Source organism: Psychrobacillus antarcticus (assembly GCF_029533155.1).
In the GTDB taxonomy this organism is placed as follows: Bacteria; Bacillota; Bacilli; order Bacillales_A; family Planococcaceae; genus Psychrobacillus; species Psychrobacillus antarcticus.
In genome coordinates, this window is the sequence record NZ_JAIZDB010000033.1 from 13,990 (window position 1) to 34,534 (window position 20,545).

Below are 20,545 nucleotides of genomic sequence, written 5' to 3' on the forward strand. Positions count from 1 at the left end.
TTGTTTCATTAAAAATGGATTACTGAGTTCAAGGTACAAAATTTCACAAAAAATACCAGCTCCTAATACAAATCGAAATTTGCATAGAAACTGGTACCTATTAATGATTATTTATTTGCATTATAAGCTTCTAAAAACTCTTTTACTTTCGCTGGATCTGCAACTAACTCATTTCCAGTATCAACAAGTGGGCTTACAGTAGAAACTGCTTTATTTTTGTTTCCTTGATAATAATTCAAAATTTCATCTTGGTTAATCGAATACAGAATAGCTTTTCTTAAATCTTCGCTATCTGATACTTCACGATTTTCCGTGTTAAACAATAGATATGAAACAGCGTTACTGTCACTTTTTTGAAGGGTTAACTTACTATCGCCTTCTACTAGGTCATATTTTGTTTCTGGCACTCCGTTGAATATATGAATTTCTCCATTACGCAATGCTGAAAGTGCGCTATCCGGATCTTGTATGAAACGTACAGCTACATTGGAAATCTTCGCTTCATTTTCAGTTCCTGTCATATACGCTGGGTTCTTTAGAAATACAGCTTCGTAATCATTTTTATGTGACAAGATATAAGGTCCACTTGCATATAACGTATTGTTATATTTGGCTCCCTCTGTAACTGTGTTTTGATCTCCATAAGGAATGTCTGTATTCACATCGAATGTTTCCACGTCGTACGTATTAATACTTTCTACTTGTTTCTTAGACACAATCCCCGCAGATTGATGTGCTAAATAATTTAGTACTTGCGGGAAAGGATTTACGGTTGTAATTTTCACTACTTGATATTTACCCGCTTTATTATCTGCTGTATTTTTGTCTTCTACTAATTCGGTGATTTTAGCATCTAAGCCTTCTTCAAGTGCTTCTTTTACGGTAACGTCGCTACCAGATTGTTTTACATCAAGCTCTGTTAGGTCCGTTACAACTTCTATTTCTTCCATGCTTTCATGTAAGCTGTATGTGCGATGGTCTGGTACAGATTTTTCGTCCTTAGCACGGTTTAATGAGAATACAACATCATCTGCACCAACGCGTTCCCCAGTATCCACTGCTTTTTCATTAGTAACAGCAGCAAAGTTGATGTCGTCACGTAGAAGGAAGTAATAGGATTGATTTCCCTCTGCGATTGCGTGGTTAAGTGACAAAGAGCCATCTGAAACTACTTTATCATCATCTGTTAAATTCACTAGTCTTACATACATATTTGTATTTAGCGTATTAATCGAACCGTCATTTCCTTTAATCGGATCTAAAGATGTTAGAACTCCGATTGCTTGCTGCATGATTAATGGTTGTGTTGCTCTTTTTGAAGTATCTGCAAAGTCAATAGATTCCCATGCACTTGCACGTGATTTTGCAAGTCTTACTGTATCTACATTTAAGATTTCTTTATTTACACCTTGTGCTTTGAATGAGTTATATAGAGGTGCAATGTATGCTTTATCAAATACGAGATGTTGTTCTAATTTTTTATATGTCTTCGTAAAATCTTCTTTCGTTTCTGTACTTGCTTGATCAATTAATTTATCCACTTCTTCATCAGCCATAATACTATTATCACCATCTGATTTGAATAGCGAACGTACTGCGTAATCAGGATTTCCTGTGACTGTAGTCCAGCTAGACAATGCTAAATCATAGTTACCAGCATCTTTTTGAGCTGTAAAGCTACCGTAATCTGGTTGGATATTCAACTTCACATCAAAACCATTTTTTATCAGTTGGTCACGTACGATGTTCATATCCGCTTCCCCAGTGCTCATACCTAACAGTTCAATAGCTACTGGACTATTATCCGTTTTTACATCTTTGTTATCATTTCCTTTATCCGCAACGTCCGATTTCGTATTTACACATCCTGCTAATATCAAAACAAAAGTGAACAGGATTGCCAATAAACTTTTTTTCATATTCATTTCCTCCTAAAATAGTTTTATTTAATCCATTCTTGGATCAAAAGCATCTCGTAACCCATCTCCTAAAAAGTTGAAAGATAATACAAGACCAATAATTGCTAGCCCCGGTATAATCGCTAGATAGGAATGTGATTCAAGATAAGTACTTCCTACTTTTAAAATATTTCCCCACTCTGGAATATGTGGTTCTACCCCAAGCCCAAGGAAACTTAAGCTACTCGTAGCAATAACAGCTCCACCAATAGTTAAAGTTGCTTTTACAATCATCGGTGCAAGTGAATTTGGCACAATCTGCTTGAAAATAATTGACAAGTCAGACGAACCTAGCGCACGTGCAGAATCGACATATTCATAATTCGATACCATGAGTACGTTAGCTCTCATCGTTCGTGCATAGCTTGGAATGGCGCCAACACTAAGAGCTAATATTAGATTCATCGTGTTAGCCCCGAATGCAGCAATAATAGCTATAGCTAGCAAAATCCCAGGAATTGCATACAAAATATCTAGTAATCGCATGATAATATTATCCGCACGTTTCGTATAATATCCTGCTATTGCGCCAAGAAAACCACCAATAATTAGTGGAATGATGGTAGATGCAAATCCTACCAGAAGAGATATTCTGGCACCGAATATAATTCTAGAAAATAGATCCCTTCCAAAATCATCTGTTCCAAAAGGATGTTCTAAGCTAGGTTTCTGTAGCAAACTACCATAATCATTTTCTACAGCCATATCATAATCGAATGTGTACTTACTACAAACTGATAGAGAAAGCATTAGAATGATGAAGAACATTCCTAATATAGCTGTTGAATTTCGAGTAATTTTATTCCACATCGTGTTCCACTTCATAATTCGGGAACGATCATGGCTGCGAGTCTTCAAAACTAAACTAATACCTAGTAACAGATTAAACAAATTACCAGTTAGCGAAGTAATAATTAATACTATAGTAATAATAAGGAACCAAGAGGGTGCAGATTCATCCTGTACATATTTCGATACAAGAATTAAAGTTACTATTTGAAAAATTAGAATTCCCACCAGAACACCCATTGCAGGTAAAAAAGTATCAGTCACATAAGGTTTAAATAAATTAAATGTAGATACTGCAATAACGAACAGCTGTGTAAATACCATAAAAACCGCAAATGTGTACTCTGGAGTTTTTTTCTTTTTGATCAAGTTAAATGCAAATGATGCTGTAAAAATATTTGCACTCAAAATACTTAGAAGCTGAATATATCCTAACTTTCTTGTAATAGGTTGAATGTCACCGAATTTCAAAAGATCCTTTTTAATTTTCCAAGTTAGGAATAACTGATACATAGTGAAAATTGCATAAACTAGAAATATAGTAAAAACGAAAGACTTAATCGTTCCTTCTTTATAGTTGAAGCTATTAACTAGAAAGATTAGGCACACTACAAAAGAAAGCACCCATGCAAAGTTTGCTTGCGTATACTCCCGAGACAACTTTAAAGCATGTTTTTTATATGAATTCACCTCTACACCTACTTCTAAATTACAGTTGCTTCATCTTAGATCGAATGCGAGGGTCAAAAAACGCATACAAAATATCGATGAGCACGTTTACTAACGAAATTGTTATAGCAATATAAATTACTCCACCCATGATGGCAGGAATGTCGGGGATAAATTGTTTATCTACTATATAGCTTCCTAGGCCACTAATGTTGAAAACTTTCTCAGTAACTGCTGCTCCCCCGAGCATGTCTCCAAACAACAAACCAATTACTGTAATGATGGGGATCATTGCATTACCTATAGCATGTTTCCAAAGTACTTGCCGTTCATTTAACCCCTTAGCCTTCGCCGTAATAATATAATCTTCATTTATTATTTCTAGCATAGACGAGCGAGTCATCCTTGCAACAGAAGCAGTAAGCCCCGTCCCCAAGACTATAACTGGCATAATAATCGACAACATATTTTGAGGGTTATATGTAGCAGGTAACCATTGCATTTTAATAGAAAAATTTAATATAAATATTAAGCCCTGCCAGAAATTCGGTATAGACAATCCTATTAACGCAATAAACATAAAGGAATAATCTAAAAATGTATTTTGTCTAGTAGCTGATATGATTCCAACTGGAATTGCAATAACTATTGCCATCAAAAGTGAAAAAACAGCAATTGTTAAAGTGATTGGAAACTTATTAGCAATGCTTGCTGCTACATCCTCATTTCCAGTAAAGGATGCTCCTAGATCAAATGTGAAAATTCCTTTTAAAGCATTCCATAATTGTGCCAAGTAAGGCAGATCCAAACCATAAGTATGATTAAAAGAGGCTATCTGTTCCTTTGTTGCTGCTTCTCCCAAAAGATTCGCAGCAGGATCAAAAGGAGACAAATATAAAATGGTAAACACTAAAACGGAGACACCTGCTATAACAAAAATACTCATAACTAGACGCTCGAATATAAACTTTATAAAAAAATTACTAAACAAAAATAGTAGTATATACATAAGTATTCCAGGGATAAGCGATACTATCAAAAACAATGGCTTTTTTATTAAAGTTTGAAAATATGAAATATAAGTGAGCTTCACAAAACCCTGCTGTTTATACTCAGCATCAACTTTTTCCGCAAGTATTTTCAAGTATCGTTCCTGTGCAATCCGTTCTACTTCCCTATTCATATCCTGTTCATCCACTTTTTCCTGAAAAAAAGCATGTTTACGAACGTATTGTTCTTTAAAATCTCTTATCAATTTTTCTTTAAGCCCTGCGGTTTGTAACGAAGTATTTATTTTATTGCGAATGGTAAAATATGTATCATTTTTTCTTTTCACTCGGTAAAAGAGAAAAACAATAAGATGTAATGGGAATCCTAAAATTAGTAGTAAATACCTATATGATGTCCTCTTCATCATTTTTCCAAAAACATAAGAAAGATGATCAGCAAAACCAAAATTGACCGATGATTCCTTATGTAATCCCATCGACTATTTACCTCCTTTCTGATATTGTATAATTCCTAGTGGTATTGTATAGTATAGATAGCAAATATTGTTTAGTCAATGATATTTATTGAAATTTACATATAAAATAATTAGGCGGGTGTTTACGTTGGAGACGATCCTAAAAGTAAAAGATTTACATATCTCGTTTCTAACCAGCGACAAAGAATTTGAAGCTGTGCGAGGTGTCAGTTTTGAAGTGAAAAAAGGAGAAACTATTGGTATTGTTGGAGAATCTGGTAGCGGAAAGAGTGTCACTGCCCGTTCCATCATGAGACTTCTCCCTTCCCCTCCTTCGTTATTGAAAAACGGAGAGATTGAGTTTCTCGGGGAAAATCTTATAAATAAGTCAGAAAAAGAGATGGAAAGTATCCGAGGTAAGGATATCAGCATGATCTTCCAAGACCCGATGACTTCACTTAATCCTACTATTCGAATTGGTAAGCAAATAGCTGAAAGTCTAATAAAACATCAAAAGTACTCCAAAAAGGAAGCTAAAAACCAAGCGATTGAATTACTAAAGTTAGTAGGGATTAAAAATAGTGAAGAACGGTTCACTCAGTATCCTCATGAATTTTCTGGAGGGATGCGTCAAAGAGTGATGATTGCAATAGCATTGGCTTGCCGCCCTACTCTACTAATTGCAGATGAGCCTACAACTGCACTTGATGTCACGATTCAAGCACAAATATTAAATCTGATGAAAGATATGCAGACACGTTTTGGAACATCCATTATTTTAATTACACATGATCTTGGTGTAGTTGCGGGGATGTGTGACCGAGTTGCCGTCATGAAAAATGGGGAAATAGTTGAAACTGGTACAACGGAAGAAATCTTTGGAAATCCTCAACATGAATATACCAAAAAACTACTTAACGCTCTCCCACGTTTAGATCAGAAGAAGAAACCTAAACGTCCTGCTCTCCGTTCTGTTGGAACAGAAGATGGAAATCCGTTACTAGATGTACGTTCGCTTAAGCTGCATTTTGATACTGGAAAAGGAAATGTACTTAAAGCTGTCGATGATATTAGCTTTTTCATAAAACCTGGTGAAACGTTAGGGTTAGTAGGAGAGTCAGGTTCAGGTAAATCTACAACTGGTAGAGCAATACTGCGACTCCACGAACCAACAGATGGCGATGTATTATACCAGGGGTTAGCGATAAATAGACTAAGTAAAAATGAAATGAAAACAATGCGCCGACATATGCAAATGATCTTTCAAGACCCTTATTCTTCTTTGAATCCACGCCTTAAAGTACTGGATATAATCGGGCAAGCTCTAGATATCCATCGTTTAAGTAAAAACAATGAAGAAAGAAAAAAGCGTGTGGAAGAGTTACTCCTGATGGTCGGACTAGAACCTGAACATGCAATGCGTTATCCACATGAATTTTCTGGGGGACAACGGCAAAGAATTGGAATTGCTCGAGCACTTGCAGTTGAACCTGATTTTATCGTTTGTGATGAACCTTTATCTGCTTTAGATGTCTCCATCCAGTCACAAATCGTCGAGTTACTAGAGGATCTCCAACATCGTTTGGGACTTACCTATTTGTTTATTGCGCATGATTTGTCGATGGTCAAACATATTAGTGACAGAGTAGCAGTTATGTATGCAGGAAAAATTGTAGAGCTTGCAGAAAGCGAGGAGCTATATTCTAATCCTCAACACCCTTATACAAAATCATTATTAGCTGCAATTCCAATTCCTGATCCCAAAATTGAAGCAAAGAAAAAACGGTCTCTTATGGAAGAAAATTTGGACACAGACAAATACAAATTAAATCAATCTGAGTTAGTAGAGGTATCCCCAGGTCATTGGGTAGCTCTACCTAAAAAATAAGCTAACATGCTCTTTCCGCGATAAAAGGTGCTAGGTTCTGATACAATTCAGAACCTAGCACCTTTTAGATGTTCCTGGTTATTTAGAAATCTAATCACCCTTACATTCTCACTTATTTCTAATAAATGTATTCCGGTATCACCAGTTGCAAATGCATATCCGGTAGTATTTGGTTGTTGGAGAAATGCCTTGATGAACTGTGAAATAAACCCACCGTGAGAGACAATTGCCACCCGATTATATGCCTTATAATCTAGCATGATTTTATGAAAAATTTTCTCTGCCCGGAACCTGAAGCTCAATTCCGATTCACCCTGTTCAATAGGAATATGTATAGGTCTCCCTTTTGGAGGTAAAGGGTATTTTACACTTGCTTCTTCTCTCGAAAGACCTGCTAGCACACCATTATTAAATTCCATTAAGTCCGTTTCTAAGAGCAAGTCGCAGCCTACGAAACTTTGTAGTGTTTCGGCAGTGCTTTTTGCTCTTAATAAAGGACTCGTCAGGATAATATCAGGTGGGAGATTTTCTGCTACATATGCTGCCATACTTTTTGCTTGTTGCTCCCCTAATTTAGTTAAGGGAAAATCAGCCCTTCCTTCATGCACTCCTAGTAAATCTGCTTCTGATTGTCCGTGTCTCACTATCAGTAACTCCACCTGTACCTCCCCCCTTTACTTCATTACATATTCTGCTAGCACACTTTGAACCTTGTATATATTTAAGGATTTATTAAATCTTTTCTGAATAGGAGCAGCACTTCCTGATAACCAGATTTTCAGCTCTGCATCCAAGTCGAAGGTACCTGCCGTTTCAATTGAAAAGTGCACGACACTTTTATAAGGAATGGAGTGATACTCTACCTTTTTCCCCGTCATGCCTTGTTTATCAATCAGCATTAATCGCTTGTTCGTAAAAACGATTAAATCCCGTATCAGCTTATACGCATGCTCCACCTTTTCGGAAGGAGCAAGTAAATCTTTCAACTCATTTTGGACCACTTCATTTTCTATCTCCGACGCATTCCCCATCAAACCATCTAAAAATCCCATCCCTATTCCTCCTAAAATACATTTTAGTATTCATTCAAGAACTGTACCTAGTTCTCCTGCTAATATGTGTAAAAATTTAATAATGAGTGCACAATCATTTGAATTACCTAACACTAGACTTTAATACAACTCTAATTCTTCCACTTCTATACAAGATAAACGGTGCGTAAAGATTCCCAGTCCCTTCAGATCAAAACCTGTTTTGTCAGTTTTAATGGCCTTTGGACAGATGTTTTACTATATGATTACCGATTGGTTTTTAGGGATGCTAGAGAATAAAACGATTCATTTTAACCATGACTACTCTTATCATATAAGCTATAGGCTATGCTCTATCTTATAGTTGAGCACTTAACTTTTTTTCGACGTAACACGATTAAAGTAAGCCCGAATTACGTTTGACCTCGAGGAACAAGACCGTCAATTGACAAAATACTTAGCTGCTAAGTGGGATGCAATCCTTAAAGAAATGGGTGCTGATCATGTGGATGTTAGTGGAGACCTTAGACCATACAATGTCGCTGAAAATCAATCTACTCAGAACACTGGGGGGTAATTATGGGTGCTGATCCTGAGACTTCTGCAGTCAACAATTACTCTCAAATGTGGGATGTCGAAAACCTATTGTTGTAGGTGCGTCATCGTTCCCACAAAATGCCGGATACAACCCAACAGGTACAGTAGGTGAATTATCTTACCGTGCAGCTGAAGGTATTCTTAAGTATATGGAAAAAGGCGGATCACTAATTTAATTAATTATTTTATTCCATAGAATTAGTAACCATTAATAGCTACTCTCCTCTTATTGAGACGCGAGTAGTTTTTTTTAATAGAACCAGAGAATCTAATCCTAAATCTAAATACACAGAAAAAGAGTGACCCCGGGGGATCACTCTTTTTCTGTTATAACTGCTCAGAGGAGAAGAAAGGTAGCTTCAAATCCTAAGGCATTTGTTATCCGATTAAACCAACTTACTATTCCTGTCTACATTATCCACTACAATATCGGTTTCAATCTTATTCGCTTTATTGTTTTTCGCCTTAATAAAGAACATGATTGTCAAAATAACCGTTAATACGATTCCCACGTAGTAGGAGAGCTTCAAGTCTAAGCTAAACCCAATCTTAGCGTTTAGGATATAGACAAAAACCATATAAGTGATAAAAAGTGCTGGGACTAGCGACACAAAATAGTTCTTCCCTTTAATAAACAAATACATCGTAGCAATCCATAAGGCAATCGCGGCTGTTGCTTGGTTTGCCCAAGAGAAATATCTCCATAAAATGTTGAAGTCAATTTGCGTTAACATTGCTGATATAACAAACAATGGAACAGCAATCATTAAGCGTTTGGCAATTTTCTTCTGATCAATTTTCAAGTAATCTGCAATAATCGAACGTGCAGCACGGAACGCTGTATCGCCTGAAGTAATCGGTAGTACGACAGCACCTAGTACTGCGATTGTTCCACCAATAGCCCCTAATAAAGTCATAGATACTTCATTGACAACTGCTGAAGGCGTGCCTGTTTTGATAAACTCACTTAAAGTTTGTCCATCCAACATACTCATTGCAGCAGCAGCCCAAATCATCGCAATGACTGCTTCCGTAATCATCATGCCATAAAATACATAACGACCTTGTGATTCTTTTTCAACTGTTCTAGAAATAATTGGTGATTGTGTCGCATGGAAGCCAGATAGTGCACCACATGTAATCGTAAAGAATAGAATTGGGAAAATCGGCAAATTATCTGGGTGCATATTTGTTAATGTCAATTCTGGAATTGTATAATCAGAGAATAGTAAAGCACCACCAACTCCAACAGTACCTATTAAAAGTACTGCCCCAAAGTATGGGTACAGTCTCCCTATAATTTTATCAATCGGAAGAATAGTAGATAGGAAATAATAAATAAAAATAACTGTAATCAAAATCCACAATGCAACTTTACCATCCATTAAAATCGATAGAAGGGAAGCTGGCGTCGTCACAAATACTGTTCCTACTAATAACAGAAGCAACAATGCGAAAACATTTACAATATGTTTCGAAACATTACCTAAGAACTTTCCAGCTAGTTCTGGAATATGTGCTCCTTTGTTACGAATGGAGATCATACCTGTTAAATAGTCATGTACAGCTCCTGCAAAAATGGCTCCGAAAACAATCCATAAGAAAGCGACTGGCCCGAATAACGCACCCATAATTGGTCCGAAGATTGGACCTGTTCCAGCTATATTTAATAGCTGAATAAGCGCATTTTTTTGTTTATTCATCGGCACGTAATCGATACCATCTGCATTTGCATATGCAGGTGTTTTTCGAGCATCCGTAGGATCAAAAATCTTTTCAATCAATTTCCCATACGTAAAGTAACCAATAATTAATAGTACAATTGCACTTAAAAATGTAATCATATGAGCACCCCTCTTTTTCTTTTTTCTCCCCGTGCATTAAGTTTAAAGTAAATATTCAAAAAAAGGAGTTTTTCAGTTTAACATGCAAGTTTAAGAGTTTAACATGCATATAAAGGGGTTTAACATGTTTTTTTATAATTCCAAGCGCAATCGTAAATCTTTCACGTAATTTCTGCTAACCGAAAGCTTCTCATCTGACCCTTCCAATTCAAGCTGATACGCCCCATTAAACCATGGAGTTAATCGACTGACATACTTTAGATTGACGAGATACCCTTTATGTATCCGAAAAAACGAAAATGGTAATAGACGATTTTCCAACTCTTTCAACGTTGTCCGCACATCATAATTTTCGGTTTGCGTTATAATTTTTGTTACTTTGTCATCCCGATAAATATACAAAATATCCTGTGGAAGAACATAATGAATTTCGCCGCCTGTTTCTACTGCCAATTTGCTTAGTTTCTCCAGAGTATCTGCCGGTTGTGCTGGTGACAACGTTTTTTCAATTCGCTCGATTGTTTGACTTAGCTGTCTATCATCATACGGTTTCAATAAATAATCGACGGCATTAATTCGAAAGGCTTCCGCAGCAAACTGTGGATAAGCAGTTGCAAAAACGATGAGTGGCACTTTTTTTAATCTTACCAAAGTTTTAGCTGCTTCTATTCCGTTCATTTTAGGCATCTCTACATCCAGAAAAACAACATCCGGTTGGAGCTGTATTGCCTTTAAAATAGCAGCCTCCCCACTCTCGGCCTCCCCCAATACTTGAACAGTGGGAAACTTACTTAGTAAATACTTCAATTCATCCCGTGCATATCGTTCATCATCTACTATCAAAGCACTAATCGATCCCATTAAAGAACTACCCCCAACTTAGGAATTCTAAAGGAAATAGCTGTTCCTTCATTTACTTTGCTTGTAATTGTTAAAGCTGCTGAATCGCCAAAAGTCATGATCAGACGACGATTAATATTGAATAGACCAACACCAGTTCCGGATTCAGACTCCAACTGCATGGTGCCCAAATCAGCGAGTCGCTCAGGTGATATCCCTTTACCATTATCCTCCACTTTAATTTCAATTTCTCCACCAAGGTCACGCACCGTCATTTTGACTATACTATTATTCTCCATATCATTAATACCATGGTGGATAGCATTTTCAACAATTGGCTGTAAAGTGAAAGGCGGAATTTTTTCATACAACAAATGATCGTCCACGTTATACAAAATGGTCAGTCGATCTATAAATCTTGCTTCAATGATTTCCAAATAGGCTTTAACGTGGGAGAGTTCTTGCTCCAGTGTAATTTGCGAAGCAGTTGTCCCGGTGACATTTTGCCGCAAAAAGTAAGATAATGACGTTAATAGTTTGCGGGCCCGATCAGGATCTGTACGGATCAATGACACAATAATATTCATCGCATTAAATAAAAAATGTGGATGAATTTGTGCCTGTAGTGCTTTAATTTCCGCCTCTTTTGCCAGTTGATAAGCATAATCGGTTTCGGCAATTTCTAGTTGGTTACTTAATAATGAGCTCAGTCCAACGATCAGTTCAATATTAACATCAGTGATGACTTTTTCAGACGGATAGTACAGTTTAAGCGTTCCAATCGTTTCTCCTCGCCGAATAAGTGGGACAATAACCGCCGCTCCTAAACGGCAACCAACATAATCACAGTGAATGGTGCCATCATTCACAACGACTACCTCCCCGTGGTCAATGACATCCTTCGTTTCATCCGTCCGAATTGAGCTGCCAGCCTTATGGTGATCACTTTCTAGCCCAATATGTGCAAGAATGTCCGTTTTATTGGTCATAGCAACAGCACTTGGTTGTAATTCTCGGTATAGAATATGACAAACAGCTTGTGCAGTGTCCATGTTCATGCCTGTGCGCAAGTAACTTAGTGTTTGGTTGGCAATGCGTAGCATTTTCTGCGCCTGCAATGCCATTACTTTCTCTTGTTGGCTCATCACATTATAAACAATTAATAGAAATAGTGCAGTTCCAATACCATTTGCTAAAATCATCGGTAAACCAATAACCTTAACCAATGTAAGTGCTTGTTCAAAAGGTTTAGATATCAATAAAATCATCGACATTTGCATCGCTTCTGTAAGTGCCCCGATGGCAAACACAGTAAGCGGTTTAAGGGCTCTCCTTTTCCTATAAAAGAAGCCCGCTATAACTCCCGCAATGATGGTCGAAACTCCACAGGAGATAGCTGTAAATCCGCCCAATGTCATACGATGAATACCTGCTATCATGCCTGCTCCAATTCCCACACGATAGCCACCTAACAGTCCTGCAACTACTATACCGACGACACGTGAATTCGCGATTGCCTCTTCCGAACTCAATACTGCTGAGACACTATTAAAATGCAGTGTATTCGTATCAAGTGCGACTCCAAGATACGTACCGACAATACCAAAAAAGCCAAAGAACAAAATCGCAGTAATCTCCTGCTTGCGATTCAATTTATCACGATATATCAGGTTTTTAAAAAACCGAAAACGAGTCAATAGGAAGGCGACCGCAACAATCATGCCAACCCTCTCAAGCATTATTACAAGCAAGTCCAACAACGGAATCCCACCTTATTTTATAAAACAGATTGGTTAAATTATACAGTAGTTACAGAGGAATATATATCTCTCTATTTCAGTTCTTGGGAACAAGGACTCCTACTATCTCCTGTTCTACTAGCTGTCTTCTAAAAGCAAAAAAGAATGGATACTTCTACTACTGTAGAGTATCCATTCTTTCCCACCAGATTGTTCATTTTAACGGAATTTGCACGTGGACGGTTGTTTCTGATTCTGCAGATGACTCAATGGAAATCTTCCCATTATATTTATTTACAACTTCTTTCACGATAAACAAACCTTGCCCTCTTACTTTGCCTTCTTCTGCTTTTTTCGTTGAATAGCCTTGCATAAAGATCAGTTCATTATCGTAAATTTCACGTCCTGTATTCCTAACTTCAAATAAATAATGAGTATCATTCGCATTACATTCAATCGTTATTGCCCGCTCTCCCTCTGGCAGTTCGATCGTTGAATCTATCGCGTTATCGATTAAATTGGATAAAATAATTATCAAATCGGTAGTTTTTATCCGCTCGAATGAACTATTATTGATCACTATATCCATATGAATACGATGATTTTGAGCAGCGATCTTCTTTGTTTGCAACAATATCGAAAGACCTGGATGATCTATATCTATTTGAAACGACTGTATTGTTTTTACTTCCTCAAAAAGAGAGCTCGCATATTGTAAAGCCTTATCTGGATTCCCTATTTTTAATAGTCCATGTAAAACTAGAATATGATTCGAAAAATCATGTCGTAGGGAAGTAACGGAAGTTATTAATGTTTTTATCTCTGTTTGATATGTGTCCTCCGTATATCCTACTTCCTTGTTAACCTCCCTTTGGTACCATCTTTGTATTAATAGGAAGGAGCCTATCACGATGAAAATGAATAGACCGTTGAAGATAAGCATTAAATTATTCCTTTCTAACGCTGCCCCTTTAATCTGATTGATGGTATCTACACTCGTATCGATGCCTAAATAACCTATTATTTTTCCTTCATCGGTCTTTATCGGTGCTCCTACAGATAAATAATCTCCATAATTCGGATCATTCAGCACTCCGGTTATATATGTCTTTTCCTCATAGGCTTTCTTTACTTGCTCTTCTGGTACAGTGCATGGATCTCCTATCTGATAATTATCTAAACTTGCAATTTTACCAGAGTGCCCCAATATCATCGATTTAGATACTTTAGGATTATCGACCTCTAATGTATAAACATATAAAGCACCCAACTTTTCACGTGCGTCTTTCAAATAGATTTGAATCTCTCGAAAATGTTCATTTTTCTCTGGTTTATCCAAAAATTTCTGATACGTTTCGGTATCTATAGAGGATGCTATGGACTTGGCCGCCTCTAAACTTTGCTTTGCGACTGATTCTTCGATTGTATTTTCCATTCTCACGTATGAAGTATACATATTTATCGCTGGAAAAAAGATTAGTAAAATAGCAGATAAGATAAAAATTTTATGTCTTTTCATTTATGTACTTCCTTCGGTTATTTCTATTTTAAAGTATATTTTTCGACATTTATTTTGTAAATAATGTAAGTATACTATATTACTTTACTAATAACCGTGTTTGTTTCATATATTCTATTTTTCAATAACACCGTTTGCGTGTATACTACATTTGTTTACATACCATTTAAAGGAGGAATTTGAATGCACAAAATAGAAAATATTATAGAAACGAGAGATTTCATTAGGAGCAAGACAGATTACCAACCCGTTATTGGAATGATTCTAGGATCCGGCTTAGGAAAACTTGCTGATGATATTAAAAACCCCATCAAAATTCCTTATAGTGAAATCCCACACTTTGCAAAATCTGAAGCAATTGGTCATGCGAACGAATTGGTCATTGGGGAATTAAACGGAAAAATAGTTGCCGCTATGAAAGGTCGTTTTCATTATTATGAAGGTTTTACTTTAGATGAAGTAACCTTCCCAGTGCGCGTGATGAAAGCACTTGGGATAGAAAAAGTACTTATTACAAATGCTTGTGGTGCAGTAAATACAAGCTTTAAACCTGGGGATTTAATGTTAATTACGGACCATATAAACTTAGTTGGGGCTAATCCTTTAATAGGTCCAAATAATGACGAATTGGGAACACGTTTCCCTGATTTATCAGAAGTATATAACAAAGAGCTACGTAGTATTGCAACAAAAGTAGCGGATGAGCAAAACATACAATTGCAAGAGGGAGTGTATGCTTGGTGGAGTGGACCTACTTACGAAACTCCGGCAGAAATTCGTATGTTCCGTACATTAGGAGCCGACGCAGCAGGTATGTCCACAGTACCAGAAGCGATTATAGCAACTCATGGCGGTATGAAAGTACTTGGTATTTCTTGCATTACAAATATGGCAAGTGGAATATTAGACCAGCCACTAAACCATGAAGAAGTTATAGACGTTGCAGGAAAAGTTAGAGTTAAATTTGTTGAATTAGTTAAAGGAATTTTAGAAGAGATTTAGTACGGGAAAGTAAAGTGAATTATACACAAAAAGAGTGATCCCAAGGGACCACTCTTTTTGTGCTGTCATAGCTGCTCGGAGGAGAAGAAAGGAAGTTTCAAATCCTTTGGCACCTGTTACCCGAGATTTTATAGATTTTTTATAGCTGAATATTGAACGTTAAAATGTAAGAATGTTGAGCGCTAACCTTTTAACTTTGAACGCTAAGCTTTAAGCTTTCTACCATTCGTAGTGGTTAAATTTGAGAGCAGGATTTAACCCAGATCCTGCAAACGGGGAAACTTTCTTCTTTTTCGCTAGAACAGCAAGTTCCAAACTTATTTATTGTTTAATAGTAATTAACGTACGTGCATTAATTTCACTTAGCGCTACATCAACGTCATCTTCGAAAGACTCAATGTCTAAAGCCATCTTTGTGGAGACTTCTTTTACGTGTATTGGGTCAATTAGTTTTGTTTCCTCAGATTCCCAAAATAATTTTTTATACCCTTCAACCGCGGTTAAATCCGTTTTACCATCTTTAGAGATCATACTATTTAGCTGCGTGTCTAGTCTATCTTGTGCAAGTTCATTATTAACCTCTGCTTTTTCTTGAGACTGAGCATAATCTGTATTCATTTTGCGAAGGAGTGTTTTTTCTATTTCAATAAAGTTTTTACGCTCAATTGCATCAGCTACCGTCATTTTGACTCCAGAAACTTCGACCATAGTTGTAGCGTTAGATTCTACAATTGATTTTTTTATTTGTTTTCTGCGATCCATCAAATCTTTTATAGATTGTAGGCTCTCTTTCGCTTCCTTTTCAAATTCATCCACTGTTTTAAAACCACGAATATTCTCTTTTGGTTTTTTAGAAGCTGCGAAAGTTGTCTCGTTAATCTTTTTCAAAATACGTGCATCCAATGTTTTTAACTCACGCAAAGCTTTTGTAATAGAAAATTCCATCGGCGTTTCACTCCTCAGTTGGGTCATTATGGTAATTATTAGTCTACTTTAGATTACTAGAGTATTCAAGTAATTGGCTAATCGCTTAAGGTATAGCCCATCGATGGGTTACTTTTCATAGTTAAATGATAGAACTGATCCATCAATCGGAAATATCTATATTCATGATTTGATAAAACCCAGAGCTATCGATCACTACGGTATACACTTTATCCCGATTATAATACATATATTCACCAGCAGCATTAATAAAGTCAAATTCCTCATTAGTCGAAACTAGTGCATAATCATCATACATCTCTACGCCAGTAACAGTATTATTAGTGAAGTCAAAGGTCATCCCCTGCCCTACATAGTGTGAGGTGCCAGGTTCTAATACCATTCAAAAACATTATAAAATCTGGCACAATAAAGCAAAGCTAATGATTCTAAAAACGAAAAATCTTACTTAACAAATAACCTTCCAAATATATTGGAAGGCTAAATAATATTATTACTCTCTTTATATAATCATTCCGAAAGAAGACGTTTTCCCTTCATTACATAAACTTGATTCAAGATAAGTGCTCCAATCATCTGAATAACTGTTTTTACGATAATTTGCCCTACGATAGCAGCTGGTACTGCCTCCCACGGAAGAAAGTTCGCTCCAAGTGGACTTAACCCAACCACAACAAAAATGACTGAATCCAGGAATCCTCCCACGATGCCACTATAGAATACCCGCCAAGCCATTGGTAGTTTCAATCTTGTGTAAATCTCTGTATCTGCTGTTTCAGCGACAACAAATGAAATTGCTGAAGCAAGCACAATTAATAACGTATCCCCCAACATAAATGAAGCCAATGCAGAAAATGCTAAAGCTACAAATATGAATATGTACGTCTTCCCCCTACCGTATTTGTTTTGTACAAGATCTCGGAAAATGAAGGTCGCTCCTATTAATAGCGTTCCCATAGGGACGATAAACATGCCAAACTGTAATGGTGCAAAAGCTGCTGTTACAACATTAGCAGTCACAATAGAGATTAAATAAAATAAGATTCTCATAACGTTTCTCCTCCAGTAAAATTAAATAAAGTTTAACGCTGACCACTATACGCCTCTTTTATTTCCCCAAACAAGGGCGTGCAGCTGTGGCAGTACTTTGACATCTCTTAATTCTTCATCCTCAATCACCCAGTCGATGAGCTCTTGGTATTTCTCTAATAGATGGCTGATTAGCCGTGGGTTGTCAGTCGTCGTGATATCATCATTACCGATTTGGAGATAAAAAGGGATTTTCGGGTATCGAAGGTGAACTTGCTTGGCATATTCATAATCCTTTTTATTAAAAACGACTATTTTGAGGGATATATGCTGCTCGCTATTCCGATTGTTAAGCTTTTCGATGATATCCGAAAGCACAGAAAAGTCCGTGATCATTCCGGAACTGGGAGGCTTTGGTGAAATCGTCAGTTCATCGATATCATACAGCCACTCCTGCCATCTGCTTCCCTGTGTCTCCACTCCGATCTTTATGTCGTTTTCCTTTAAAATAGCAATAAGTGCATCCAAGTTTCGAAGGAGTGCCGGATTTCCACCCGAAACCGTGACAAAAGAAAAACCACTGCCTCCAAGGCGTTTTAACTCAGACCAAATCTCTTCTGCAGTCATTTGGACAATAAGATGCTTACCACTACCATCCCATGTAAACGATGAATCACACCAGGAACAGGAATAATCACAGCCTGCAGTCCGCACAAACATTGTCTTCTGGCCCACTACCATTCCTTCGCCTTGAATCGTCGGTCCAAAAATCTCCATAATGGGTACCTTACTCAACTTCCATCCACTCCCTTCTTGCTTCAGCATAGCTTGTCGGAGTTTCATACAACTTGATAAATTCTACACGTGCCCCATTATATCGTTGTTCACCAAGCAAATGTTCAGCCAACTTTTCGTAAATCCAGACGACGATATTCTCTGCCGTCGTATTCATCGTTGGAAGGGTTTCATTCAAATAACGATGATCCAAATATATTTCTATCTTTTGTTTCCATATTTCTTTTATATCGCCAAAATCAATCATCAAACCGCGGTCATCCGTGTATCCACTCAATCCTAATACGGCACGATACGTATGGCCGTGTAGATTTTTACATTTCCCTTCATAATTATGTAAATGGTGGGCAGCATCGAAGGTAAATTCCTTGCTCACGAGAACACGCTTTGAATGATACTTTAATTGACTACTTTGAATATCTTCATCTATTTTTTGAAGCTTATCGACAATTCTAAAACCAGTCATTTCTTAGGACCCCTTCTTGAAGCTTAAATACTCATCAAGCCCTCTTTTTCTCAGCTTACACGCTGGGCATTCCCCACAGCCATCCGCTATTACTCCGTTATAACAGGTTAGCGTTCTCTTTCGAACAAACTCCAACGCTCCAAGCTGATCTGCAAGTTCCCATGTTTGCGCTTTGTTCAACCACATGAGTGGTGTATCAATCACAAACGTCGTATCCATAGATAGATTAAGTGTTACGTTTAGGGACTTCACGAAAATATCACGACAATCCGGATAACCACTAAAATCAGTCTCACAAACGCCCGTTACGATATGTTTTGCTCCTACCTGGCTCGCTAAAACCCCGGCAAAAGATAGAAAGAGCAGATTTCGACCAGGTACAAAAGTCGACGGCAATCCACCATCTTCTCCGTCCTCTACTTTTATGTCATCTCGTGTCAATGCATTCGGTGCAAGCTGATTTAAAAGCGACATATCTAGTATGTGATGTTTAACACCAAGCTCCTTAGTTATTTCCTTGGCACATTCGATTTCAAGACTATGTCTTTGCCCATAATCAAACGTCACTGCCTCGATTTCTTTAAAACGTTCCTTCGCCCAAAACAGACAGGTCGTGCTATCCTGTCCCCCACTAAACACGATAATTGCTTTTGCCTGCTTCATCCATACAAACTCCCTTTTAACGACAAAACAGCACCCTAAGAAGTGCTGTTGTCTTCTTTGTTTTTTAAAGAGGGTAGCTAATAACCTCTTCCTTCAATAAGAATAATTTAATTAACGATTATCAATTTTTTCTGGATATAGATCATGGTTCATCAAACGGAAATCCGCCATTTCTACATATTTCGTACCAGGTCTTCCATAGTTACACCAAGGATCAATCGAAATACCTCCACGTGGAGTGAATTTCCCCCAGACCTCAATATACCTTGGATCTAACAATTCAATTAAATCGTTCATAATGATGTTAACGCAGTCTTCATGGAAATCACCGTGATTTCTAAAGCTGAATAAATACAATTTTAACGATTTACTTTCTACAATTTTTTTATCCGGGATATACGAGATATACATCGTTGCAAAATCCGGCTGATTTGTAATTGGGCATAAACTTGTGAATTCTGGACAATTAAACTTCACAAAATAATCCCTAGTAGAATGCAAATTATCTACAGACTCTAATACCTCAGGTGCATAATCAAATGAATATTTGGTGCCTTGGTTACCTAACAACGTTAAATCCTTCAAACCTTCATCATGACTTCTTCCAGACATAATAAAAAACCTCCCATAAAAAATGTTTCCCAACACTTTCCAAAGAGGCTTCATAAACCAATCTATACAAACAAAAGGATAAAAACAAAAAAGCCACGTCCAAATTATATGGACATGGCAAATAGTCATGTATCCATAGTTTTTTATAGAGGGTATAAGCTATGAACCTCTCCCGATCAAATGCCGGTACTAAATTATAATATAGAATATTGACCAAAACGTCAATTAGACATTTTAGTGAAAAGAACATCCAATTCTCTTTTTAAGAGATTTAAAAACTTTTTTATAATATCATGCATAAACTTGAACTAGATTGCCTATATTGTTAATAGAATACGAGATTAAAGGAGGAACAGAAATGAAACATCCATTAAGCTTACCGGAACAATTACCAGAAACAACAGAAGAGTTATTAAAGCTTATATTACAAACTATCTTAGCCTAGGAGAGATTTAGATTATCAAAGAGATTAGGAAACATATAAAAGTAGATACCTCTACTTATGTGGAGATATCTACTTTTTTCTATGTTCATCCCCTTCTTGTTCAATAAGCATCTCCATTGCCCTCGTCGTATATCGCTAAATACCCTTCCCACAACCCTTCCAATTTCTTTTTACTTAATTGTACGGAACTTAAATTTTTATAATAAAAAACTAACTCAACATGAATTAGTTTAATAATTATAGTAAAAA

At 36.9% G+C, this 20,545-nt stretch carries 19 protein-coding genes, 1 pseudogene and 1 riboswitch; of the genes and pseudogenes, 4 read left to right on the forward strand and 16 right to left on the reverse strand.

The window, feature by feature from the left end:
* Positions 1–107 precede the first annotated feature (107 nt).
* The 3 genes from LDK52_RS16030 to LDK52_RS16040 are packed head-to-tail and all read right to left on the reverse strand — an operon-like array spanning position 108 to position 4,902.
* On the reverse strand, positions 108–1,919 hold the full coding sequence (locus LDK52_RS16030; RefSeq protein ID WP_277586949.1) for an ABC transporter substrate-binding protein: 1,812 nt from the start codon (positions 1,917–1,919) through the stop codon (positions 108–110).
* Positions 1,920–1,946: 27 nt separating this feature from the next.
* Positions 1,947–3,437, reverse strand: a complete 1,491-nt coding sequence (locus LDK52_RS16035; protein WP_277586950.1) for an ABC transporter permease — start codon at positions 3,435–3,437, stop codon at positions 1,947–1,949.
* A 19-nt stretch (positions 3,438–3,456) separates the two neighbouring features.
* Complete coding sequence (locus LDK52_RS16040) at positions 3,457–4,902, reverse strand: ABC transporter permease (protein ID WP_277586951.1); 1,446 nt, start codon at positions 4,900–4,902, stop codon at positions 3,457–3,459.
* A gap of 127 nt (positions 4,903–5,029) precedes the next feature.
* On the opposite strand from LDK52_RS16040, the gene LDK52_RS16045 reads away from it, so the two are divergent.
* Complete coding sequence (locus LDK52_RS16045) at positions 5,030–6,769, forward strand: ABC transporter ATP-binding protein (RefSeq protein WP_277586952.1); 1,740 nt, start codon at positions 5,030–5,032, stop codon at positions 6,767–6,769.
* Positions 6,770–6,816: 47 nt separating this feature from the next.
* Here LDK52_RS16045 and LDK52_RS16050 read toward each other — a convergent pair whose 3' ends face one another.
* The gene (locus tag LDK52_RS16050; protein WP_277586953.1) at positions 6,817–7,428 is read right to left on the reverse strand and encodes a histidine phosphatase family protein; all 612 of its coding nucleotides are present in this window, start codon (positions 7,426–7,428) and stop codon (positions 6,817–6,819) included.
* A 15-nt stretch (positions 7,429–7,443) separates the two neighbouring features.
* Positions 7,444–7,821 (reverse strand): PH domain-containing protein, encoded by a 378-nt coding sequence (locus LDK52_RS16055; RefSeq protein ID WP_277586954.1) that lies wholly within the window; start codon positions 7,819–7,821, stop codon positions 7,444–7,446.
* Between the two features lie 388 nt (positions 7,822–8,209).
* Between LDK52_RS16055 and LDK52_RS16060 the strand changes: the two are divergent.
* Positions 8,210–8,573 (forward strand): annotated as a pseudogene (locus LDK52_RS16060) (GMC oxidoreductase); the annotation flags it as partial.
* Between the two features lie 210 nt (positions 8,574–8,783).
* On the opposite strand, the gene LDK52_RS16065 reads toward LDK52_RS16060, so the two are convergent.
* The 4 genes from LDK52_RS16065 to LDK52_RS16080 all read right to left on the reverse strand — a co-directional run bounded on the left by LDK52_RS16065 (position 8,784) and on the right by LDK52_RS16080 (position 14,339).
* Positions 8,784–10,241, reverse strand: a complete 1,458-nt coding sequence (locus LDK52_RS16065) for a carbon starvation CstA family protein (RefSeq protein ID WP_277586955.1) — start codon at positions 10,239–10,241, stop codon at positions 8,784–8,786.
* Between the two features lie 132 nt (positions 10,242–10,373).
* Complete coding sequence (locus tag LDK52_RS16070; RefSeq protein WP_277586956.1) at positions 10,374–11,102, reverse strand: LytR/AlgR family response regulator transcription factor; 729 nt, start codon at positions 11,100–11,102, stop codon at positions 10,374–10,376.
* The gene (locus LDK52_RS16075; RefSeq protein WP_277586957.1) at positions 11,102–12,841 is read right to left on the reverse strand and encodes a sensor histidine kinase; all 1,740 of its coding nucleotides are present in this window, start codon (positions 12,839–12,841) and stop codon (positions 11,102–11,104) included. The genes LDK52_RS16070 and LDK52_RS16075 overlap by 1 nt, the downstream gene beginning before the upstream one ends.
* A gap of 193 nt (positions 12,842–13,034) precedes the next feature.
* Complete coding sequence (locus tag LDK52_RS16080) at positions 13,035–14,339, reverse strand: ATP-binding protein (protein WP_277586958.1); 1,305 nt, start codon at positions 14,337–14,339, stop codon at positions 13,035–13,037.
* A 183-nt stretch (positions 14,340–14,522) separates the two neighbouring features.
* Here LDK52_RS16080 and LDK52_RS16085 point away from each other — a divergent pair, with 183 nt between their 5' ends.
* Positions 14,523–15,341 (forward strand): purine-nucleoside phosphorylase, encoded by an 819-nt coding sequence (locus tag LDK52_RS16085; protein ID WP_277586959.1) that lies wholly within the window; start codon positions 14,523–14,525, stop codon positions 15,339–15,341.
* Positions 15,342–15,662: 321 nt separating this feature from the next.
* Here the strand turns inward: LDK52_RS16085 and LDK52_RS16090 are convergent, their stop codons facing one another.
* The 7 genes from LDK52_RS16090 to queF form a co-directional block, all read right to left on the reverse strand.
* Positions 15,663–16,286 carry a hypothetical protein gene (locus tag LDK52_RS16090; protein ID WP_277586960.1) on the reverse strand — a complete coding sequence of 208 codons (624 nt, stop codon included), beginning with the start codon at positions 16,284–16,286 and terminating at the stop codon, positions 15,663–15,665.
* A gap of 142 nt (positions 16,287–16,428) precedes the next feature.
* Positions 16,429–16,626, reverse strand: coding sequence for a TcaA NTF2-like domain-containing protein (locus LDK52_RS16095; RefSeq protein WP_277586961.1), 198 nt, complete (start codon positions 16,624–16,626; stop codon positions 16,429–16,431).
* A gap of 170 nt (positions 16,627–16,796) precedes the next feature.
* Positions 16,797–17,336 carry a VUT family protein gene (locus tag LDK52_RS16100; RefSeq protein WP_277586962.1) on the reverse strand — a complete coding sequence of 180 codons (540 nt, stop codon included), beginning with the start codon at positions 17,334–17,336 and terminating at the stop codon, positions 16,797–16,799.
* A 45-nt stretch (positions 17,337–17,381) separates the two neighbouring features.
* Positions 17,382–18,110 carry a 7-carboxy-7-deazaguanine synthase QueE gene (queE, locus tag LDK52_RS16105; RefSeq protein WP_277586963.1) on the reverse strand — a complete coding sequence of 243 codons (729 nt, stop codon included), beginning with the start codon at positions 18,108–18,110 and terminating at the stop codon, positions 17,382–17,384.
* Positions 18,103–18,576 (reverse strand): 6-carboxytetrahydropterin synthase QueD, encoded by a 474-nt coding sequence (queD, locus tag LDK52_RS16110; RefSeq protein ID WP_277586964.1) that lies wholly within the window; start codon positions 18,574–18,576, stop codon positions 18,103–18,105. The genes queE and queD overlap by 8 nt, the downstream gene beginning before the upstream one ends.
* A 3-nt stretch (positions 18,577–18,579) precedes the next feature.
* Complete coding sequence (queC, locus tag LDK52_RS16115; protein WP_277586965.1) at positions 18,580–19,239, reverse strand: 7-cyano-7-deazaguanine synthase QueC; 660 nt, start codon at positions 19,237–19,239, stop codon at positions 18,580–18,582.
* A gap of 111 nt (positions 19,240–19,350) precedes the next feature.
* Positions 19,351–19,851 carry a preQ(1) synthase gene (gene queF / locus LDK52_RS16120; protein ID WP_093061915.1) on the reverse strand — a complete coding sequence of 167 codons (501 nt, stop codon included), beginning with the start codon at positions 19,849–19,851 and terminating at the stop codon, positions 19,351–19,353.
* A gap of 129 nt (positions 19,852–19,980) precedes the next feature.
* Positions 19,981–20,027, reverse strand: a riboswitch (PreQ1 riboswitch).
* Positions 20,028–20,173: 146 nt separating this feature from the next.
* On the opposite strand from queF, the gene LDK52_RS16125 reads away from it, so the two are divergent.
* Positions 20,174–20,296: a hypothetical protein gene (locus LDK52_RS16125; protein ID WP_255553287.1), complete on the forward strand. Its 123-nt coding sequence runs from the start codon at positions 20,174–20,176 to the stop codon at positions 20,294–20,296.
* The last annotated feature ends 249 nt before the right edge of the window (positions 20,297–20,545 follow it).